20 protein-coding genes and 1 pseudogene are annotated in these 21,225 nt (G+C 45.1%); 10 read left to right on the forward strand and 11 right to left on the reverse strand.

Going from position 1 to position 21,225, the window contains the following annotated elements; all coding sequences use genetic code 11:
- Nucleotides 1–80 precede the first annotated feature (80 nt).
- Nucleotides 81–1,751, reverse strand: coding sequence for an alkaline phosphatase D family protein (locus tag NP165_RS08030; RefSeq protein ID WP_257083457.1), 1,671 nt, complete (start codon nt 1,749–1,751; stop codon nt 81–83).
- A gap of 229 nt (nt 1,752–1,980) precedes the next feature.
- Here NP165_RS08030 and NP165_RS08035 point away from each other — a divergent pair, with 229 nt between their 5' ends.
- On the forward strand, nt 1,981–2,370 hold the full coding sequence (locus tag NP165_RS08035) for a hypothetical protein (protein WP_257083458.1): 390 nt from the start codon (nt 1,981–1,983) through the stop codon (nt 2,368–2,370).
- A gap of 50 nt (nt 2,371–2,420) precedes the next feature.
- Here NP165_RS08035 and NP165_RS08040 read toward each other — a convergent pair whose 3' ends face one another.
- Nucleotides 2,421–2,639, reverse strand: coding sequence for a DUF6500 family protein (locus NP165_RS08040; RefSeq protein WP_257083459.1), 219 nt, complete (start codon nt 2,637–2,639; stop codon nt 2,421–2,423).
- A gap of 178 nt (nt 2,640–2,817) precedes the next feature.
- Between NP165_RS08040 and NP165_RS08045 the strand changes: the two genes are divergently transcribed.
- Complete coding sequence (locus NP165_RS08045) at nt 2,818–3,291, forward strand: peroxiredoxin (protein ID WP_257083460.1); 474 nt, start codon at nt 2,818–2,820, stop codon at nt 3,289–3,291.
- A gap of 188 nt (nt 3,292–3,479) precedes the next feature.
- Here the strand turns inward: NP165_RS08045 and NP165_RS08050 are convergent, their stop codons facing one another.
- The 9 genes and pseudogenes from NP165_RS08050 to NP165_RS08090 form a co-directional block, all read right to left on the reverse strand.
- Nucleotides 3,480–3,728: a DUF3297 family protein gene (locus tag NP165_RS08050; RefSeq protein ID WP_257083461.1), complete on the reverse strand. Its 249-nt coding sequence runs from the start codon at nt 3,726–3,728 to the stop codon at nt 3,480–3,482.
- Nucleotides 3,729–3,931: 203 nt separating this feature from the next.
- Nucleotides 3,932–4,528: pseudogene (gene ribB / locus NP165_RS08055) on the reverse strand (3,4-dihydroxy-2-butanone-4-phosphate synthase); the annotation flags it as partial.
- A 42-nt stretch (nt 4,529–4,570) separates the two neighbouring features.
- Nucleotides 4,571–5,161, reverse strand: coding sequence for an NUDIX hydrolase (locus NP165_RS08060; RefSeq protein ID WP_257083462.1), 591 nt, complete (start codon nt 5,159–5,161; stop codon nt 4,571–4,573).
- A 51-nt stretch (nt 5,162–5,212) separates the two neighbouring features.
- Nucleotides 5,213–5,602: a 4-carboxymuconolactone decarboxylase gene (pcaC, locus tag NP165_RS08065; protein ID WP_257083463.1), complete on the reverse strand. Its 390-nt coding sequence runs from the start codon at nt 5,600–5,602 to the stop codon at nt 5,213–5,215.
- 84 nt (nt 5,603–5,686) lie between these two features.
- The gene (locus tag NP165_RS08070) at nt 5,687–7,135 is read right to left on the reverse strand and encodes an NAD-dependent succinate-semialdehyde dehydrogenase (RefSeq protein WP_257083464.1); all 1,449 of its coding nucleotides are present in this window, start codon (nt 7,133–7,135) and stop codon (nt 5,687–5,689) included.
- 95 nt (nt 7,136–7,230) lie between these two features.
- The gene (locus NP165_RS08075) at nt 7,231–7,743 is read right to left on the reverse strand and encodes a flavin reductase family protein (RefSeq protein WP_257083465.1); all 513 of its coding nucleotides are present in this window, start codon (nt 7,741–7,743) and stop codon (nt 7,231–7,233) included.
- 13 nt (nt 7,744–7,756) lie between these two features.
- The gene (locus NP165_RS08080) at nt 7,757–9,235 is read right to left on the reverse strand and encodes an aldehyde dehydrogenase (RefSeq protein WP_257083466.1); all 1,479 of its coding nucleotides are present in this window, start codon (nt 9,233–9,235) and stop codon (nt 7,757–7,759) included.
- A complete protein-coding gene (locus NP165_RS08085; RefSeq protein ID WP_257083467.1) occupies nt 9,225–10,085 on the reverse strand; it encodes an alpha/beta fold hydrolase in 861 nt (286 codons plus the stop codon). The genes NP165_RS08080 and NP165_RS08085 overlap by 11 nt, the downstream gene beginning before the upstream one ends.
- Before the next feature lie 9 nt (nt 10,086–10,094).
- Nucleotides 10,095–10,694 carry an amino acid synthesis family protein gene (locus NP165_RS08090; protein ID WP_257083468.1) on the reverse strand — a complete coding sequence of 200 codons (600 nt, stop codon included), beginning with the start codon at nt 10,692–10,694 and terminating at the stop codon, nt 10,095–10,097.
- A 516-nt stretch (nt 10,695–11,210) separates the two neighbouring features.
- Here NP165_RS08090 and NP165_RS08095 point away from each other — a divergent pair.
- The 8 genes from NP165_RS08095 (at nt 11,211) to NP165_RS08130 (ending at nt 21,219) form a co-directional block, all read left to right on the forward strand.
- Nucleotides 11,211–12,824, forward strand: coding sequence for a BCCT family transporter (locus tag NP165_RS08095; RefSeq protein ID WP_257083469.1), 1,614 nt, complete (start codon nt 11,211–11,213; stop codon nt 12,822–12,824).
- A 75-nt stretch (nt 12,825–12,899) separates the two neighbouring features.
- Entirely contained in the window at nt 12,900–13,931 is a 1,032-nt protein-coding gene (locus NP165_RS08100; protein WP_257083470.1) for an LLM class flavin-dependent oxidoreductase, read from the forward strand.
- A gap of 112 nt (nt 13,932–14,043) precedes the next feature.
- The gene (locus NP165_RS08105; protein WP_257083471.1) at nt 14,044–14,328 is read left to right on the forward strand and encodes a DUF1330 domain-containing protein; all 285 of its coding nucleotides are present in this window, start codon (nt 14,044–14,046) and stop codon (nt 14,326–14,328) included.
- A 189-nt stretch (nt 14,329–14,517) separates the two neighbouring features.
- Nucleotides 14,518–15,249 (forward strand): GntR family transcriptional regulator, encoded by a 732-nt coding sequence (locus NP165_RS08110; protein ID WP_257083472.1) that lies wholly within the window; start codon nt 14,518–14,520, stop codon nt 15,247–15,249.
- A gap of 485 nt (nt 15,250–15,734) precedes the next feature.
- A complete protein-coding gene (locus NP165_RS08115; RefSeq protein ID WP_257083473.1) occupies nt 15,735–16,259 on the forward strand; it encodes a hypothetical protein in 525 nt (174 codons plus the stop codon).
- A gap of 27 nt (nt 16,260–16,286) precedes the next feature.
- The gene (locus NP165_RS08120) at nt 16,287–18,314 is read left to right on the forward strand and encodes a DNA phosphorothioation-associated putative methyltransferase (RefSeq protein WP_257083474.1); all 2,028 of its coding nucleotides are present in this window, start codon (nt 16,287–16,289) and stop codon (nt 18,312–18,314) included.
- A 197-nt stretch (nt 18,315–18,511) separates the two neighbouring features.
- Nucleotides 18,512–19,591: a DNA sulfur modification protein DndB gene (dndB, locus tag NP165_RS08125; RefSeq protein ID WP_257083475.1), complete on the forward strand. Its 1,080-nt coding sequence runs from the start codon at nt 18,512–18,514 to the stop codon at nt 19,589–19,591.
- A complete protein-coding gene (locus NP165_RS08130) occupies nt 19,588–21,219 on the forward strand; it encodes a DNA phosphorothioation system sulfurtransferase DndC (RefSeq protein WP_257083476.1) in 1,632 nt (543 codons plus the stop codon). The genes dndB and NP165_RS08130 overlap by 4 nt, the downstream gene beginning before the upstream one ends.
- The last annotated feature ends 6 nt before the right edge of the window (nt 21,220–21,225 follow it).

Here is a 21,225-nt window from a genome sequence, read left to right on the forward strand (position 1 = left end):
CCGCACGACATAGCAGCAAAGGATAGAATAAAGGCCCAGCGAACTCGCCGGGCCTTTAATGTGATGGTCTCAGTAGACGATTAACTTAAATTCAGCGTAACGCCGTCTGCGGTAGAAGCGGTTTTGGTCGTCACTTGGTAGCTTTGACTTTTCACGCTATCGACAAAGTACCAAGTGGCGGTTGAGCCCGTATGGCTAAAGCTCACGCGCATAAAGCCGCGCTGTTTGATATCCGCCCATTCTAGCTCTTGCACCAAAGATGGCAGTACAAATTCCATCTGGCCGATCACCGCCGGATCTAGCCCTAAATACTCCTCTAAGCCGGGAGAGCTGACCGAACTGGTGGCGAATTCGATCCCAATCGCGTCACCATTCATATTTTTCAGCTCGCTCGTCCAAGCGTTGTGGGTATCCCCAGCTAAGCACACAAAGTTGTCATCACTCTGTTTTAGTGCGGCGTACACCCGCTCTCTTTCGGCGTAGTAACCATCCCACGCATCCAGATTGTAAGGCAGAGACACCAGATCGGAACTTGGATCAGCCAAGTAATTGCCTATCGCCGTTTGTACTCCTGCCAATGCGGCTGGTTTTTGCTCGTCGGACACAGTAAACAAGTTAAACAGCGCCAGCATCACCGAGCTAGGCAGCTCCATCCGAGACATCAACACTTGCTGCCCTAACACGTTCCACTTGGCATCGTTGTTGGCTATCTGTTGAGTCAACCACCCTAGTTGCTCGGTGCCAAGCAGCTCTCTTGCAGGATCTCTAGACTGAGCCACCAGCCCGCCAATTGCGTCCATTGACGGCGCGGAAAGCGAGAAATAGTCGAGGGGTTTGTCACGGCCAACCAAGCGTGTGTCTAACATCATCAGGTTGATGAGATTGCCAAATGAGAACTGTCGGTAGATCAGCATATTGGAAAAGGTGTTTTCCCTCACAGGTAGCCACTCGACCCACGCTGCTGCGGCCGCGGCACGCCTGTCATAAAAACTGCCTTCGGACTCTTGGTGGTTCTCTGCACCTTCTTTCCAAGTATCGTTCGCCAGCTCATGGTCATCCCACACCGCTATCATTGGCAGCGCGGCGTGCATGGCTTGTAAATCCTCATCTTGTCGGTACTGTGCGTATCGCTTGCGATAATCATCTAACGTGACACATTCAGTGCCTTTGCTTGGCGTACGCCCCATCGCTGCCGCGTCTTCGGTTGCGTAACCGCCATCCCCATACTCATAAATGTAATCGCCGAGGTGCAGCACCACATCAAATGGCGCGTTTTCATGCTGTTTTACAATCTCGCGGTACACATTAAAGTACCCCGCCGGATAGTTAGCGCACGACACGACTGCCATGGATGCGTGCTCAAGTGAGCCTTCTGCCAAAGTTTGTGTTACGCCCGTCATGCTCACTGCATCACCAGACATAAAGCGGTAATAGTATTGCGTACTTGGGTTAAGGTTCTCCACATCCACTTTCACGGTGAAGTCACGGCTGGTGTCTGTGGTGAATACCCCAGATTGCTGAATGTCTGAGAAATCTGCGAGAGCTGATACCTGCCAAGTGACATCAGCACTGCTCGCGTTGGTGGTGACACGCGTCCAGATGATCACTTGTGTTTGAGTCGGGTCGCCGCTTGCCACCCCATGTTGAAAAGAGACATTGGCATCACTGCTGTCAGAGTTACAGCCCATTAAGCCCGTAGCCACCGCCGTGGAAGAAACAGCTTTGATAAAGTCTCGACGAGACAAAGACATGGTTATTTTCCTTTATTTTTATCCACTCTGGGCGCGGTCTGCCGCCACCGAGTATTTACTCCAAGGCCAATAACTTAGGCAATCGATATGACAATGACATGTCAAAATTGCTGATGACGAGAAAATATAGAGTAAATATTCAAATTTGATATTTGATACATCAATCCAAACCCAACACTCATTTATGAGCTTTACTGATTAGGGAACGACTCATTTTTGGGGGATACTCATGCTAAACAAACTAAAGCACCGCCTTGCGCATGCAGCTGAAAACATTGCTGAATTGGAAAATCATCTTGGACGATATGTTGAGCGAGAAGGCAGCTCATGCAAAATCAGTAAACACGAAGTTTATCTAGAATATCCGCATGATTTAACGTTTGAAGAAGCGTCCATTCAAGCAGAAGCGTTATTGAACTTATGCAAGATACCATCAGAAGATGACGGTGAAGAGAGGAGTCTTTTGCTCGATATTTCAGGCAAAGACGGCATGACCAAGCTTCACTTTGACTTATCTATTCGTGAAGAGGATGACCTTCTCGCACAGTATATTTGTTCGCAGCTTCAGCAATCGTTCAAAGAGCTAGCACAACGAACACTGTCTACGAGCACGGCGTAACAGCCTAGTTTTTGCTTAGTGGGAAGAGGTGGTGGAGTGTTTTTCGCTTATTACTGCCCTGCTTCTACCATCGCGATTATTTTTGTGGCTTTCTCGAAGTGATCGAGCTTGTGCGTTTGTATCCACCACGTTGCGGCTTCCATTAGCAGCTCTGGATCATCATTTTTATTGGCAAAGAATGCGTAAAAAGAGACGCCAACTTTATCTCCTTTTTGCGCTATTTTTTTATTGCACACTTTTACCACTTTCTCTCTCAATGAACCTCGCATTACTCGCCTCCCGCGTAAATTAGATATTCGCTAATCATTACATAGGGTTAGGTAACAGAACAACCAAAACTGTATTTATATACAGCAACATTGAGAGATAACCCTATTTTCTGTCAGTGGTTTGATCCATTAATCGAAACTACACTAAGAGCGAAACTATCGGAAAAGGAAAACCAAAATGATTCAGCCAGGTCAAACCATACCAGATGCAACCGTAAGTCAACTGACGAAAGATGGGTTAGTGAATCACAAGGCAAACGAGTTATTTGCCAACAAAAAAGTCGTGCTGTTTGCTGTACCTGGTGCGTTCACTCCTACCTGTTCAGAAGCTCATCTGCCCGGTTATGTTGTCCTTGCAGACAAAATCAAAGCCAAAGGTGTCGATCTGATTGCATGTGTATCAGTGAATGATGCGTTTGTCATGAACGCATGGGGAAAGGCACAAAACGCGTCAGAAATTATGATGCTAGGTGACGGTGATGCCAGTTTCGCTAAAGCGCTGGGATTAGAAATGGATACTGAGGGTTTTGGCGGTATTCGCTCGCAACGATACGCAATGATTATTGATAATGGCGTGGTCAAAGAACTCAATGTTGAAGCGCCATCTAAATTTGAAGTGAGTAATGCAGAAACGATTCTAGAAAGCTTATAAAGCGTTTTTACTTACCTTAATCGGAAGCCGTGTGCTTCCGATTATCTATAGGTCGAGCTGGTGCGACGAGAATCTCTAAAACTGCCATCACGACCTTTTAGTGACGTCTTTTAGCGGCGTATAAACAAAAGCCCAAGAGAACTCGGGCTTTACATCATCGCTAATAAGCTTGGAATAAAGATAACCGCTTAGACGTAGTAAGCTTCAACCGTACCTTTCAGCGTGATCAAAATAGGTTGTCCGCGACGGTCTAGTGCTTTAGGTGAAGGGATTTTAACCCAACCTTCACTGATGCAGTATTCTTCAACATCTTTACGTTCTTTGCCATTTAAGCGAATACCGATCTGATGATCGAAACACTCCGCTACAAAGTGCGGGCTACGAGGGTTACCAGCAAGACGATCTGGCAGTGTTGGCTTTGAAGTAGTGTCGTTCATATTGTTGACCCAATGTCAGTAAGAAGTGCGTCATTCTAGTCAATGCTTTCACGGCACTCAACCTTGTTTTCATCTGTCTACTTAGCCAGAGCTGCTGAGATGAACTATAAACATCGAGTCAACGCTGTTTAGCCACCATTTTTTAAAACTAAACGGCCAATAGTTTATGCAACGTCCGCCACGTCCAATAATTCATGTTTCAGGCGGTATTGAACTAAATCTGAAATCAACCCAAGTTTCAAACCATGTTTCTTAGCATATACTTCCAAGTCAGGACGCCTTGCCATTGTTCCATCTTCATTCATGATTTCGACTATTACACTCGCTGGTTCAAAACCAGCTAACTGAGCTAAATCACACCCGGCTTCAGTATGGCCTTCTCGAACTAATACTCCACCATTACGGGCTTTCAACGGGAAAATGTGCCCTGGGCGAGTGAGATCAGACGGCTTGGCACCCTTACGAACTGCCGTTTGCACTGTATGAGCGCGGTCATGGGCAGAAATGCCTGTAGTGACACCTTCGGCTGCCTCAATTGAAATCGTGAAGCCTGTCCCTTGAGGATCGGTGCTGTTTTCGACCATCATAGGTAACTCAAGTTGCTTGCAGCGCTCTTCCGTTAATGTCAGGCAGATCAAGCCGCACGCATTGCGAGCCATAAAGTTAATATGTTCAGGTGTTACACACTCAGCTGCCATGACAAGATCGCCTTCATTTTCTCGACCTTCATCATCCATCAGGATCACCATTTTACCTAGGCGGATGTCTGCAATGATATCTTCGATGTTACTGATTGCCATTTTAAGTCCTCGGAACCGTGAGAGATTTTTTATTTAATTTGCCTAACTAACGCAAGGATTTACACTGCCAAATGGGTGTACCAAACCTTGCTCATGAGATCCCATATATAAGCCAAACTGACCGAAATCGTCTTCGTTTATGTAACGAGTCAGTATTTGGCCTATGGCTGGATATGTTAACTCACCCCATGGCACTTCATTTTTATTGACGAATTCCAACTCGGAAGTTTCATCACCAAAAGGCTGTACAAAGCCTGTAAAACGGGCTCGGAAGATGATGTACACTTGATTCATTTGAGGAACACTAAAGATAGAGTATGGGCCAAGCAGCTCCACCAATGCTCCTGTTTCTTCTAACACTTCACGAACTGCTGCTTGTTCAACCGTCTCACCATTCTCCATAAATCCGGCAGGAAAGCTCCATTTACCCAGCATCGGTTCGATGGCGCGCTTTCCCAGAAGAAACTTGCCTTCATTTTCGACAATACAACCCGCAATAACAGTTGGATTCTGATAAACAATATGGCCACACTGTTGGCAAACAGGTCTCTCATGAGTATCACCAGAAGGTACCTCCATCAGCACCTTATCTGCCCCACACTGTGAGCAAAAATGGATTTTTTTATGCAGCATTCCTTCCTCCTTGGGCGTATTAGCGGCGCAAGCTTTCATCCATATTTGGAATTAAGCAGGTTTAGCCTCACCTTCGTATTCATCAATCACTTCTTTTGCCGTGCGGAAAGCATCAATGGCTGCTGGCACACCACAATAGATAGCCGTTTGTAGCAGTACTTCGCGGATTTCTTCCTTAGTACAGCCGTTATTTAGGGCACCACGTACATGTAGCTTCAGTTCATGCGGGCGGTTAAGCGCAGTGATCATCGCAAGGTTAATAATGCTTCGTGTTTTTAGTGGTAAGGTGTCACGTCCCCAAACCTCACCCCAACAGTATTTAGTCACCAGCTCCTGCATTGGCATATTGAAGTCGGTAGCATTGTTGATTGAAGCATCAACGTAATCTGCACCCAGCACCTGACGACGAATAGCTAACCCTTGCTCAAATTTATCGCTCATTTTTATATCCTTACTCTTAATCTTTCCAATCTCCCCAGTGGCAACGCTATTTTTACCCGTCGCCACCGGAGATAGTCAGGCTGCCTATAGGCCGCCCATCATCACGTATTTGGTCTCTAGGTAATCTTCGATACCCTGACGAGCACCTTCACGGCCTAGTCCTGATTCTTTCATACCGCCAAACGGCGCAACTTCTGTAGAGATCAGCCCTTCGTTGATACCAACCATACCCGATTCCAGCTCTTCGCTGATACGCCATGCACGCTGTAGCGACGTGGTATAGGCGTAAGCTGCCAGCCCTGAGTCGGTGTCGTTTGCACGAGCAATGACTTCATCATCCGACTTGAAACGGAACAGCGCCGCTAGTGGGCCGAATGTTTCTTCTCGAGCAACACACATTTCATCAGTGACTTCCGTCAGAATTTGTGGTGGGAAGAAGTTGGTCCCTTTTGATTGCTCATCACCAAATATGCGCTTCGCACCTTTGGCCAATGCGTCATCAACATGGCGTTGTACCTTAGTGACTGCCGCTTGGTTGATTAGCGGACCAATTGTTGCGCCAGCTTCAAAACCATCAGCCACTTTCAATTCGGACACACGTGCAACTAACTTCTCAGCGAACTGATCATAGATGGCATCATGAACATACAGGCGGTTGGCACAGACACAGGTTTGCCCCGCGTTGCGGAATTTGGCAATCATTACCCCTTCAACCGCAGCATCCAAATCGGCGTCTTCAAAGACAATGAATGGCGCATTGCCACCTAGCTCAAGCGACATTTTTTTCACTGATGATGCTGATTGCTCCATCAATAGTTTGCCGATTGCTGTTGAGCCTGTAAAAGAGATTTTCTTCACGACTTTACTGCTGGTTAACACACCACCAATTTCCACCGCGTTACCTGTTACGACGCTAAATAAACCTGCTGGTAGTCCAGCGCGCTCAGCTAATTCAGCAAGCGCCAACGCCGTAAGCGGTGTTTCTGGAGCTGGCTTCAATACCATCGCACACCCAGCAGCAAAGGCAGGGCCACACTTACGAGTAATCATTGCAGCTGGGAAATTCCAAGGCGTAATCGCCCCTACAACTCCCACAGGCTCCTTGTTGACAATAAGGCGTGAGTTGGGTTTATGGCTTGGGATCACCTCTCCATAAGCGCGTTTGGCTTCCTCAGCAAACCATTCGATAAAATTAGCCGCATAAGTGATTTCACCTTTAGCCTCAGCAAACGGCTTGCCCTGCTCGGCAGTCAGAATAGTCGCAAGGTCATCCGAATTTTCAATTATCAGCTGATACCAGTTACGTAAAACGACTGAACGCTCCTTCGCCGTCGTTTTCTTCCAAGCCTTTTGCGCTTGTTCAGCAGCTTCAATGGCTGACAATGTTTCTTCACGCCCTAGCTCAGGCACAGAGGCAATCACTTCACCTGTTGACGGATTAATGACTGGCAAAGTGTTGCCATTACCAGCCTTAACCCATTGGCCAGCGATGTAGCATGATTGTTTAAGTAAACTCGAATCAATTAATTTCACAGTGGTATCCTTATCACGTTCTCATTTAAATTTTCGCCAAGCTGCCCATTTTTACCACCTGAACTGCACACTTAGCATGCCTATTGTAAGGCCGTTTACCCTAGCTTTGGCAAACTACCCATTTTGCTACGGCAGTACAACAGCGGATGCTGTTCATCAGTATTCGCCAATTGGGCGTCAACTACTTGGCCCACCAAGATTGCATGATCGCCACCTGGATAATCGTTCCATAGCTCACACTCCAACACAGCTAAAGCACCTTCAATAACGGGTACACCATGTTCACTCTTGTGAATGACCAAGCCTTCTGATTTATCGATACCTTTCTTCGCGAACTGGTAGGCAACCGCTTGTTGGTCATCTGCTAGGATATGGATGGCAAACTTCTTTGTATCGCGGATCACTGGATATGAATCCGAGGTATAGCTTGGACACACCAAAACCAAAGCGGGATCAATTGACAAGGCACTAAATGCACTCGCGGTAAATCCAACCACGTCACCCAAATCGTTATAGGCAGTGATAACCGTTACACCTGTTGGAAACTGACCCATGATGTTTTTATATAGGTCTGGAGATACTGTGTTCTCTACTTGTTGTGTTGTCATGATGCATCCCTTCTTAACGCATGATAAATGGGTCGGCCATTGGCTCGGATGAAGTGTTAATCCACACCGTTTTCAATTGGGTGAACTCGTTGATGGCATCGCTACCGCATTCACGTCCGTAGCCACTCTGACCATAACCCCCGATTGGTGCCGATGCCGATACTGCTCGGTAGGTGTTGACCCAAACAATGCCCGAACGAATACCCTTTATCATACGATGTGCTTTTGCTAGGTTCTGAGTCCAAATACCTGCGGCTAGGCCATATTTGCTGTCATTTGCTAGCGCTAAAGCTTCCGCTTCGTCAGAGAAAGGAATCACAGTTGCAACCGGGCCAAAAATTTCTTCCTGCACCACAGTCGCGCTATGGTCTGTGCACTCAAGAATGGTTGGAGTGTAATACCAACCCGATGCAATATCAGGACGTTTGCCGCCCGTGCGCAATTTAGCACCTTCGGTAAGTGCGATATCAACAAAGCGTTCTACAATTTCCAATTGCGCTTTTGTTGCCATCGGTCCCATCTCGGTTTCTGGCTTAGACGGGTCGCCTATCACGATTTGTTCGGCGCGCGCTGTTAACTTGCTAACAAACTCATCGTAAATGTCTCTCTGAACCAATAAACGCGAACCAGACACACAACTTTGCCCTGCGGCAGCGAAAATCCCCGCAACCGCACCATTAACCGCACTGTCGATATCCGCATCATTGAAAATGATATTTGGTGATTTACCACCCAGTTCCAGCGACAATTTGGCATAGTTCTCAGCAGAGTTACGAATCACGTGCTTAGAGCTTTCGCTACCACCAGTGAAGGCGATTTTACGCACCAATGGATGACTGGTTAGCGCCGAACCACATGGGACACCATAACCAGTAACAACATTAACCGCGCCCGGCGGAAAGCCCGCCTCTAGGACTAAACGACCTAGCTCTAGCAAGGTAGCAGATGCATGCTCGGACGGCTTCAGTACCACCGTGTTGCCCGCCGCTAATGCTGGAGCAATTTTAATCGCCGTTAGGTAAAGTGGCGAGTTCCACGGGATAATGCCAGCAATCACACCCAACGGTTCACGCACGGTGTAACCGAACATATCTTGCTTATCAAGCGCTAAGGTTTCGCCTTCTACTTTATCGGCCAAACCTGCAAAGTAGTAAAAGAACTCAGGTAAGTAGCCAACTTGACCAAGTGTTTCGCGGATCAACTTGCCGTTATCACGACTTTCTAGCTGCGCCAGCTTCTCTTTGTGCTCTGCAATCAAATCGCCAAGACGACGCAACAATTTGCCTCGCTGGGCTGGTGTCGTTGAAGACCACTCAGGCGATTGGAAGGTGCTATGTGCCGACTGTACGGCTTGGTCGACATCTTGCTCGTCTGCATACGGAAACGTTGCCCACGCCTGTTCGGTCGCTGGGTTAAAACTTTCGAACGTTTTACCACTCGCTGCTTCCACCCACTCACCGTGGATAAGCATCTGAAATTGCTCAAGCGCCATTGACTACCTCCTGTAGAATCACTTGTTCTTGCTGACTTTGCTCCAGTTGTTCTTGTTTTGGCTTGCCTTGGATGAACGCCAGTAACATATCATTCACCTGATGCGGTGCCTCAACTGGCATCATATGACGCTGCTGGTCCAATACAACCACCTGCGCATTGGGTAGGTTACGAGCCAACTCGTATGCCATCTCTGGTGTCGAGCCTACATCCAGCTCACCCGTAGCTACTAGGACTGGGATACTCAACGTATCAAGTTGCGAAACACCATAATTATCATTTTCCCCGAATAACTGATAGGTTTGTAAATAACCATTTTTGCTATTCGTGACAATGCGCTCTCTGAATGCATCAATTTGTGCAGGGCTAGCCGCTCGGTACTCTTTGCTGAACCAACGCTCTATTGCCGCTTCAACATTGGCACCTGGGCCTAGCTTCTTCACTTCCTTGCAGCGAGACAATACGCTGCTTCGCTGTTCTTCCGTTCGATTAAAAACACTATTTAAGATCACTAAACGGTCAATTCTATGCGCATACTTCAAGGCAAATGCACGGGCAACAAGGCCGCCCATTGAGAAGCCAACCACGGTGATCGGCTTGTCCAATTTCAGCTCAGTAATTAATCGTTCTAGCTGATTAGCATAGGCTTCTATCGTTGCTTCACTCTGCGGTTCAGGGCTTTCACCATGACCCAACATGTCATAACCTATGATGTGAAAGTGCTTCTGAAGGCCGGCTACTTGGCCACCCCACATGGATTTGTCCAGACCTACACCATGAATGAAGATGACGGTATCGCCTTCTCCACATGAAAAGTAGCTGGTTCCATCAACTAATTTCATGTTCTCCATATCGCTTCCTTACTGCTGCTGCGCGGCTTTTTCTTTTGCGATTTCCTCAAGATCAATGTAGCGGTTACCGATACGAGGATGAACACGACCACCATCTGACGCACCTAATACCACTACGATCTCATTGGCAGCTGGCGCATCTTCAATTTTCATTTCTAAAGTAATGTAGTGAGAACGCAAGCCTTCATCATCTTTGTGCATCATCGGCACTTGGATAGAAGTACCACCTGAACCACGCTTGTTAGTGAAACTTAGATAGCTCTTTGCGTCCACCGCCTCACGATAGTGATTACCAAAACGCAGAGTGTGGATCACAGCAGAAGCGTGCTCAATCTCACCTTCCATACCCACAACAGCGGCTTTACCGTATGCCTCAATGTTTTCTGCACCACCCATTACACCGACTAGCTTGTCAACCATTAGTGCACCTAGATCTGAACAGTGCTCAGTAATTTCAGGACGTAGGTTTTCAACGAACCCTTTACCGTGCCAAGGGTTTTCAATTACAGCAGCTACAGCTGCCATAGTGACAGGCTTATCACCCACTTTACCGCCTTCAATTCGAGTTTCTTCAATGTAGGTGCAGATCTTACGGATATTAAAAGCCATTGCGTTTTCCTTCTCATATGTATGTTTTCTAGCAACAACGTCTCAGTTATTGCTTAACCTGTATTATGGTATACCAAACTTCTTGATGAAAAAGAAAGCAATTTATTTTCTCCCTTTGTTCTTCTCAGCCTTAAAATTAATAATTAAATAAATAAAATCAACCACTTAAAACAAAATGGGAAAGTTAATCAAGTAATAACTCATTTATCAAAAAAACAACAATGATCACAAATTGTTAATTTAGTTAACTATCAATAAAATGTTAAATCCACTCAAAACAACAAAAAATTTCATTATAAATCAATAACTTAAATATGATAGCAATGTTAAGTCATTGTTAATTTTACCACTTGATACGTCTATTTTTGGTGTTATGGTATACCAAGAAACACAATACAATATCAGCGAGACATGAGCTGATGAAGTAACCGAGGGGTGTCATAGGTGATGTAGTCTGAGGACTGCTGCGGTTCAACCAAGACACGATCATACAGCGTATAAAGGAGCAACCCTGCTATGAGTTCTCATAACAGCATGGTTAACAAGCAAGGGATTTTTCGAGGGGTTAACCAAACCATGACCATCGCCTCACTGGCAATGGTTACAGCATTTGTCCTCTTTTCAGTTTTGCAAATTGATTTGGCGAACACTATCTACAACGGCGTGAAGCAATGGATCACCAGCAACTTTGGTTGGTATTACATAGCAGCAGTTGCAGTTATTTTTGTCTTCTCAGTTTGGGTAGCATTTAGCAAATTCGGTAGTGTCCGTTTAGGTAAAGACACCGACCGACCTGAGTTTAACAACTTTACTTGGTTTGCCATGCTATTTAGCGCAGCCGTCGGCACAGGCTTAATGTTCTGGAGCATCGCCGAGCCACTTACCTATATCCAAGGTAATCCTTTTGCAGAAATGGCCCACGCACAGGCTAATACTGCTGAAGCGGCACAGATCGGTATGCGTATCACCATCTTCCACTGGGGATTGAACGCTTGGAGTGTGTATGTGCTGGTTGGATTGATCTTGGCCTACTTTAGCTACCGTAAAGGATTGCCGCTTACTATTCGCTCTGCGTTATACCCAATTTTAGGTGAGCGTATCTACGGTCCTATTGGTCATGCCGTCGACCTACTGGCGATATTTAGTACGCTATTTGGTACCGCCACAACGCTAGGACTTGGTGTTTCGCAAATGAATGCGGGCCTTAACTACCTATTTGGTATTGAGATCAACTCTGTCAATCAGTTGATATTAATTGTCGTGGTCGGATCAATCGCTACATTCTCGGCAGTATCAGGCCTACAAAAAGGCATCAAGCTTCTGAGCCAATGGAACGTTCGCATCAGTTCGATCCTGTTCGGTTTCTTTATAATTGCTGGTCCAACCGCTTATTTGTTCGGAGCCTTTTTCACGAACATGGGTGACTACCTAAACAACTTTATTGCTATGTCATTGTGGGTTGATACAAACCCTGAAAGCCAATGGCAAGGTTGGTGGACAATCTTCTACTGGGCATGGTGGCTAAGCTGGGGTCCATATGTAGGTATCTTCATCGCGCGTATCTCGAAAGGCCGTACTATCCGTGAACTCATGTTAGGCGCTGTTTTAAGCAGCACACTCGGCGCATTTACTTGGATCACTATCATGGGCGGTACCGCTAGCTACGTGGAAATATACGGAGCTGGAGGCCTAACAGAAGTCGTAAACGAAAACCTCACTATGGTGCTTTATAGCACGATCGAAGCACTGGATGTGCAATGGCTAACTTGGCCAATGGCCGCACTGGCAACCGTAATGATCATTTCATGGTTCGTTACTTCGGCTGACTCAGCAACGCTGGTTATCTGCACCATCCTTTCGATGGGCGGCAACCATCCACCAATAAGCATGCGTATTGTTTGGGGTGCTGGCCTAGGTCTTGTTGCAGGGATCTTGCTAGTAGCCGGTGGATTACAAGGTCTACAAGCCGCCTCTATCGCAGCAGCACTACCATTCTCAATAGTACTGATTGTGATGGGTTACTGCCTAATGAAAGACCTGTACAGCGGCACGGAATACCAAGAGTCACCAAAGCCGCTAGTAAAAGAAAGAACACAAAAATTAAAGCCCGCGTCTGCTGTGTCTAAATAAGCTATTGCAGACAAATAAGAAAAAGTGAGGCTGCTCGCCAGCCTCAAACACAAATATCACAGAAAGGATACTGCTATGAAATTCTCTCTTTTCCTGCATATGGAACGCTACGATGACAACAAAACACACCAAGAGTCATTGGCAGAACTAACAGAGTTAGTGCAAATTGCCGAAAAAGGTGGTTTTGAAATGGCGTGGGTTGGTGAACACCACTCAATGGAGTTCACTATTGCTCCAAACCCAATCAACTACATCACTTACCTCGCCAATAAAACCAGCTCTATTCGCTTAGGTGCTGGTACATTTATTGCTCCATTTTGGCATCCGGTGAAGTTAGCAGGCGAAGCTGCATTAGCAGATATCATGTGTGATGGCCGCTTGGAATTCGGCATAGCACGCGGCGCTTATCAGGCGGAATTTGATCGCCTCATGAATGGTATGCCATCCGCTGATGGTGGCAAGTACCTACGTGAAATGGTGCCTGTACTACAGAAACTCTGGGCCGGCGACTATGCTCACAATGGCGAACTATTCCAGTTCCCGACAACCACCAGCGTTCCTAAGCCATTGCAACACCCTCATCCACCAATGTGGGTTGCTGCTCGCGATCCTGATTCACACAACTTTGCAATTAGCAACGGTTGTAATGTCATGGTAACGCCACTCCAAAAGGACGACGAAGAAGTCCAAGATCTGATGAACAAGTTCAATGAGGCGTGTGCGAATAACCCGCAAGTTGCGCGTCCGGACATCATGCTACTTCGCCATACATTTGTCGGTGAAAATGAACAAGAGTTAAATACAGGTACTGATGCACTACATCACTGGTATTCAATGTTCATGGCGTGGGCACGCAACAACCAAACTCCAGAAAACGGTTTCGTCAATCGCCTTAACAGCGAAGATCTTGGTGAAAGTTTCAGCAAAGAAACATTGCGTAATAGCCTAGCAGTCGGTACACCAGAAGAAGTGATTGCACGCTTGAAATACTACGAAACTCTAGGTGTTAGCCAGTACAGCTACTGGGCAGACAACAGCCTTAGTTTTGAAGAGAAGAAAAAATCACTTCAACTGTTCATCGATAAAGTAATGCCAGCGTTTCAGTAAGGTTCAGTTCTTATAAATTTATAATTATCTATTTTCCCTACTTTGCCCCATCCCGGTGGGGCTCTTTTCTTACCTTGATCTAACCAGCAACTTAGCTAAAAAGGAGAACATAATGAAAGGATATTGGCTCGCCCATGTGACAGTACATGATACCAATCAATACTCAAAATACACCGCACTAGCGCCTAAGGCTTTTGAAGAGCACAACGGCAAATTTCTTGCCCGTGGCGGACGTTGCCAACAGCTTGAAGGTGGTGAACATCAACGTCACGTCGTTATAGAGTTTCCTTCATTTGATGATGCCCTTGCTTGCTACCACTCCGCAGCTTACCAACAAGCAGCGGCGGAGCGTGCAGAAGTGGCGACTGCAGAAATTGTCATCGTTGAAGGTGTATAACGTTTTTTTTCATAAGCATTCGTTTATTGGCACAAAAGAAAATAAAACAACAATCTAATTAACATTCGCTTATAATCACCTGCGTGCAAAAACACATGATAAAAACGATATACATAGAGACGCATACTGCTTGGAGCATTCCATTGGCTTCCAATAAATGCTCAACCGAAGTCAAAGTGAGAATACAGCATGATTAGACAACCATCCCCAATTACTAAGATAGACAACAGCCGTATCCCTTTGCGTGAAAAAGTATTATCGACCCTTAGGTCTGCCATCATGAACTTCCAGCTCATGCCAGGAGATCGTCTGGTGGAACGCGATTTGTGCGATATGCTGGGGGTCAGCCGTACATCTGTTCGTGAAGCATTGCGCCATCTTGAATCTGAAGGTTTAGTTGACTATTTGGAGAACAAAGGACCTATTGTTACTCGCCTCACTCTTGAAACCGCAAGAGAGATCTATGAGCTACGTGCTAGCCTAGAAAGCCTTATTGTTCAGCTCTATACAATCAATGCTACCGACAAGCAATTACATATGCTTGAGACCAGCTTGGATCTGCTGACTCGTCGACTAACCCAAGGTAACGTCGCGAATATTCTTGAAAGCGTTAACGATTTTTACGAACTACTGTATGAAGGTTGTGGCAACCAGACGGCAGCTAAGCTACTTCGCCAGCAACAAGCGCGAGTGAACTTACTACGAGCCACCTCAATTTCCCAAGAGAACCGCTATATGCAGAGCATAGAGGAAATGAGAGCCATCGTAGAAGCCATCAAGAAGCGTGATAAAGTCGCCGCTCACTATGCCTGCATCCAACATGTAAAGCGTGCATCAGAGGTTGCTCTTTCCGCAATGGCTGAAAAAGAAGAAGTCACTGATATCCCGGTAATTTTTGTCTCAGAAGAACCCGTTATTTAGATTATTCGACACATTACTTTCAATGGTTATCGTCAATAGACCTCATGAGATCTGCATAAGAGTAGTGAACGCGCTTTGAGCGTTGCTAGACTTTCGTCCGTTGCTAACAAGATCATTTGGATTTTGTTTTTTAGTGCCTCATTTTGATCAAAGCCTTCGCCGTTAAATAAGCCTTTTTAATATCATGGAATATTGTTAGAGCAGTGACATGCTCTAATGATTACCTGTATTCAGTAGCTTTGAATAAAATCAGTTTCCGCACTTCTGGGCTCTGCCTCTTTTAAGCAAAAAAGTTCAAGTTTTACTTACTCTTAAAACGCTTTCAGTTTGACATTTCGCAGCCCCCTATTTTTATCCCTTGCTGATGACTCTTTATAGACCGACGATTGATTGGATCAGACTTACCTCCATTGAAGTACAATATATTCAGTAGTGGTATCAGCACTTTTTGACATTCACCTCCCAAACTATGGTATCCGGATATTTTGAATAAAGAACTCATCAACTGGTATCAAGAGAAACATACAGGCTTTATCAGCGAAAACGAGCCATCAAGCTCATCTCTCGAACAATTAATATTATTGCAAACTCGTATACTAGATCCTCTAAGTCAGCTAGGAACACTCTCTATAACCTACGGTTTTACAAATCATAAATTACTGCGATTCCTCTTAAAACACAGTCCCGATGATATGGGACCGAACATTGATCAACACGCCTCTATGGAGCTCAACAGCAAAGGTAATAGGATTTGCAAACGTGATGGCGCAGCGTGTGATTTGTACGTAAAGGGCTATGAGCAACGCATGGATGAAATTGCGAAATACATTTGCAAACATCTCGAGTTCGACCGTCTCTATTTCTACGGTAAAGATAGGCCGATTCACATCAGTGTGGGGCCTGAAGACAGCCGCTACGCCCTAATTCGAGAAAAAAGAAGTGATGGACTTCGCGTTAACAAAAAAAGCGCAAAAGGCAGCGCCACACAGACCTTATTCGATAACTTATAATCGAGAAAACATCGTTGAGGATTGGGAATGAACGAAGAGCTTTTTGCTGAGCTTATTGCGCAGATTAAAGTAGGGAAACAACTACCTGACGCTATCTACCTACATAAAGACGCCTTCGACGCCCTACCGACTGATCTCTCTCAGTTTATTCCTGCCGTAGCAAAAGCGGTAAGCTTACAAGATGAAAGCTGGAATCTGGTTAAACTGTTTAAAAAAGAGTTCCGTTTGTCTTTACTGCATTACCCTAATTTCTACTCAGACTCCTACCCTGTTCTTCGTCAAAGCTTGAACGTCGACCTCTCAAAGCTTACCCATAAAGTCACAAGTTATGAGGCTTCTGATAATCCTCCAATTTTGCATCGTAAAGAAACAATGGTCTTGCCGGAGAGTGAGCACTACGAACATTTTATAACGCTAACACAAGAAGGCGAAAATGCAGGTTTATATGAAAACAGCCGCCTTATTGGTTTTCAAAGGTCTTGGGAAAACCTGATTGCTCGTCATGGATATGAGCTAGTCGACGGTCGCTTGTTCCGCAGCTCAGCAGTCGCGCAAGTGGAAGAATCAGGGATCGATAGACACAAAACCGCACTAGTAAGGCACGAGCTGTCTGCCCCGATGAAAACACTTGTTAAGCACGGTTACCTAGAAGGCTCTTACTCTATTTTCGATTACGGTTGTGGACGTGGCGATGACTTAAGAGAGCTCGAAGCGCACGGGTTAGACGCGTTAGGTTGGGATCCAAACTTTCAACCAGATAGTGATAAGGTAAGTTCACATATCGTTAATCTTGGTTTTGTGCTTAACGTCATCGAAGATCAAGATGAACGTTTAGAAGCGTTGCTAAGAGCCTGGGAGTTGGCAGATAAGTTTCTCGTCGTCTCAGTCATGCTTGCAAACGAAAACTACATTGCTCAATTCACACCTTACAAAGATGGGGTCGTTACCTCACGTAACACCTTCCAAAAATATTATGCTCAATCTGAGATAAAAGCCTACATAGAAAGAAGTTTACAAGAAGACGCCATCACCGTCGCTCCTGGCATTTTTTACATTTTCAAAGACAAGCTAGAAGAACAGCAATACCTACAAAGTAAGTACAAACGACATCATAAATGGCAGCAGCTTACATCTCCCGAACCTGTCGAAGCGAAAGATAAAGCCAAACTCCTTGTGACCCAAAACCAAGAGCTATTCAACGCATTCTGGAATACATGCTTAGAACTCGGACGTATACCTGCCAATGAAGAGTTTGGGCAATCTGACAAAGTCAGAGAACTCATTGGTTCACACAAGAAAGTGTTCGGACTGCTGCAAGAAATGTTTGATACAACAGAATTTGAACAAGCAGAAAAAAGCCGTAAAGAAGACCTATTGCTTTACTTTTCGATGGGGCTATTTGAAAAGAGAAAGCCTTATACGCAGCAGCCTGAATCCCTCAAACGCGATATCAAAGCCCTGTTTGATGATTATAAAACTGCAATTAACTTAGCTGCAGAGCTTTTGTTTGCTATTGCTGATACAGAGCTAATCAACAAGCAATGTGAGAAAGCCCACCAACAACTGCCAGCAAGTTTACTGAATGAAGGGCACTCACTTATTCTACATCGCGACTATATCGATGACTTACCACTGCTACTTCGTGTGTATGTAGGTGCTGGCTTGCAAATGTATGGGGAACTGGATGAAGAAATTGATCTTATCAAAATCCATATCACGTCAGGTAAGTTGACCTTAACCGCTTACGATAACTTCGAGAACTCAGTACCATTTTTAGTCGAACGCATCAAAATCAAAATGGCAGAGCAAGATATCGACTTCTTTGATTATGTGGACGAAAAGCGCAGGCCGCCTTTGTTGAACAAGCACCTGTATATGACTGGAGAGCATGAGAATTACAAGAAGCAGCTGAGTTTTAATAAGCGACTAGCAAAATTGATGGAGTTTGAACCAACTGAAGAAACTCAAATGCTTCGAGCAGAGTTTGATATTCTTTTAGACAAACAAAATAAACAAATTAAAGGCTTCACATTAAGCGGTAAATCGCAGTGTTAAACCTTGCGAAAAACCTATACCCGCCATAGAAATCTAGCCTACATACCTGTAGAATACCCCACCTATTTTGGCATACCTATGTAATAATTCGCATAGATAAAACTAGGACATAACAAACTCCAAGCTTAGTTTGTCAAAATATGACATAACAATTATGGTTTATGTCATAGACAAATAACATAACCTTAGAGCTAACTATGCAAAATCAAGATTCAGGCTATTGCTACTCTTTTCCTGCCGTCAGAGGCATTCAAGCAGGACGTCCATTTTACATTGCGACCTGCCCTCTTAGGATCATTCCTAAGATTTTCAGTTATAACGAAGATGACGTTCCACCTGAGCTAAGAGCTCAAAGAACGTTAAACAAAACTCGTATTCCTGAAATGGTTAAGTACCTACTTGATAACCCAAAAGACTATGTCTTCTCAGCACTTACCGCTTCTGTTGGCGTAGATATATCATTTAAAGATCATGAAGGGGCACCAAACTTAGGAACACTCAACATTCCTATGGATGCCCAGATTTTGATTAACGATGGGCAACATCGCCGCAAAGCAATTGAAGAAGCACTGAGAGAAAACCCAGACTTAGGGCAAGATAACATTCCGGTTTTGTTCTTCATTGATGAAGGTCTTACACGAAGCCAACAAATGTTTGCGGATCTCAACAAGTACGCGGTAAAACCTAGCCCGTCTCTGGGTACGCTGTATGACCATAGAGATGAAAGCTCCGAGCTTGCTCGCGAATTAGCAACTAACATTAAGCCTTTCATCGGTTTGACTGAAATGGAGAAATCCAATATCAGTCCAAAGTCGAACAAGCTGTTTACTCTAAGTAGTATCAAGCAATCGACTCGCGCGCTATTGAGCAAAGGCCCTAAAGACGGCTTCAGCGAAGAAGAAAAACAACTTGCTGCTGAATTTTGGGAAGAAGTGACGCACCACATAAAAGATTGGCAAATGGTGATTGGCAAACAAGTATCACCAGCACAGCTTCGCCAAGAATATATACATGCACATGGCGTTGGGTTGCATGCCATTGGCGTATTAGGCAAACACCTTTTATGCCAAGAACCGAAACAATGGAAAGAAAAGCTTCAGCAATTAACCAAGGTCAACTGGTTAAAAACCAATCCGGAATGGGTAAAGCGGAGCATGAACCACGGTAAACTGAGTAAATCGACCACGAACATTCAGCTTACTGCCAACGCATTAAAAATTGAACTCGGGTTACCACTAACCCCTGAAGAAAAAGCTCTAGAGAAGCAGTTATCATGATACACGAGCTACAATTGGCAGAAGACCTCGCCGAATACGAAGACTTCATCAATGCAGAAGACTTCGCCCACAACAAACTAAGCCACTATATTGCAGACGTACAGCGCGTTTACTGCGCAGATAAACGCCCATGGGTAATTGGCTATAGCGGTGGTAAAGACTCATCGGCAGTCATGTCGTTAGTTTACTTGGCACTACTTGGCTTAGAGCCAAAAGACCGCCAAAAACCGGTCTTTGTTGTATCTTCAGACACACTTGTTGAAACACCTGTTGTTGTTAACCACATCAAAGACTCGTTAGCCGCTATCGAGAAAGGCGCGAAGCGCGATAACCTACCTATCACTTGCCATAAAGTCGTCCCTAAAGACGATCAAACGTTTTGGGCAAACTTGCTTGGTAAAGGCTACCCGGCACCAACACGCTCTTTCCGTTGGTGTACAGAACGAATGAAAATTGACCCTGTCAGCGATTTTATTAAGTCAAAAGTGTCTCAGTTTGACGAAGTGATAGTAGTACTTGGCTCTCGTAGCCAAGAGAGTGCATCACGTGCACAAGTCATAGCAAAACACAAAATCGACGGCTCAAGATTAGCCCGCCATACAACACTTGCTAATGCATTCATTTTTACCCCTATCGATACATGGAGTGTAGACGATGTCTGGAAACTACTGCGTTTATGTCATTTAGAGACAAAGCAAACCCCGTACGGACCTAAGAATATTTGGATCGATGAGTATGATCTTGAATGGGAGAATCCGTGGGGCGGCAAAAACCTTGTGCTGTGGAATCTCTACAAAGACTCCTCTGGTCAAGGTGAATGTCCAATGGTCATTGATGAGACAACACCGTCTTGTGGTAACTCTCGTTTTGGTTGCTGGACATGTACTGTCGTCACCAAAGACCGTGCGATGGAAAGCCTTATCCAGAATGGTGAAGAATGGATGGCTCCTCTTCTTGAGTTCCGAAACAAATTGTCAATGACAACCGATCCTGCAAACAAGGAAGAGTACCGAAACCATAAACGACGTACAGGTAAAGTGAGCTACCAATACGCTAAAGAAGGCGAAGATATTGCAACTGAGCGTAAGCACGTCCCTGGTCCTTATTGGCTAAAATATCGTCGTCAGTGGTTACGCGAATTACTTGAGCTGGATAAGAAGTTTAAAGCAGAAGGAAGAGAGATCGAACTGATCACCGTTCCTGAACTTCATGCTATTCGCCAAGAGTGGATTCACGATCCAAATGAACCGGATTGGGATGATTCTTTACCTACCATTTTCAAAGAAGTTTATGGTTACGACCTTGATTGGGTATATGACGATAATGCCAGCTTTGGTAAAGATGACGCACAACTCATCCACGAGCTTTGTGATAGCTTCGATATTGCGCCAGAGATGATCATGAAGCTTATCGAGCTAGAAGTTTCGATGGAAGGTTTAAGTCGTCGTAGTGGTATTTCAAATAAGATCGCATCGCTATTAAAGCGAGATTGGGGAAGCTTAGAAGAGATCAAACAAAAGCATGCTTCACTGCAAAGTAAAGCCGAGTTTGATATTCACCAAAAAGAAATCGAGCGCTACAACGAACAACTTGCCGATCTAGATAAGCAGCTTCAAAAAGAGTTTTAAATACTG

The sequence above is a fragment of the Vibrio japonicus genome (assembly GCF_024582835.1).
Taxonomy (GTDB): domain Bacteria; phylum Pseudomonadota; class Gammaproteobacteria; order Enterobacterales; family Vibrionaceae; genus Vibrio; species Vibrio japonicus.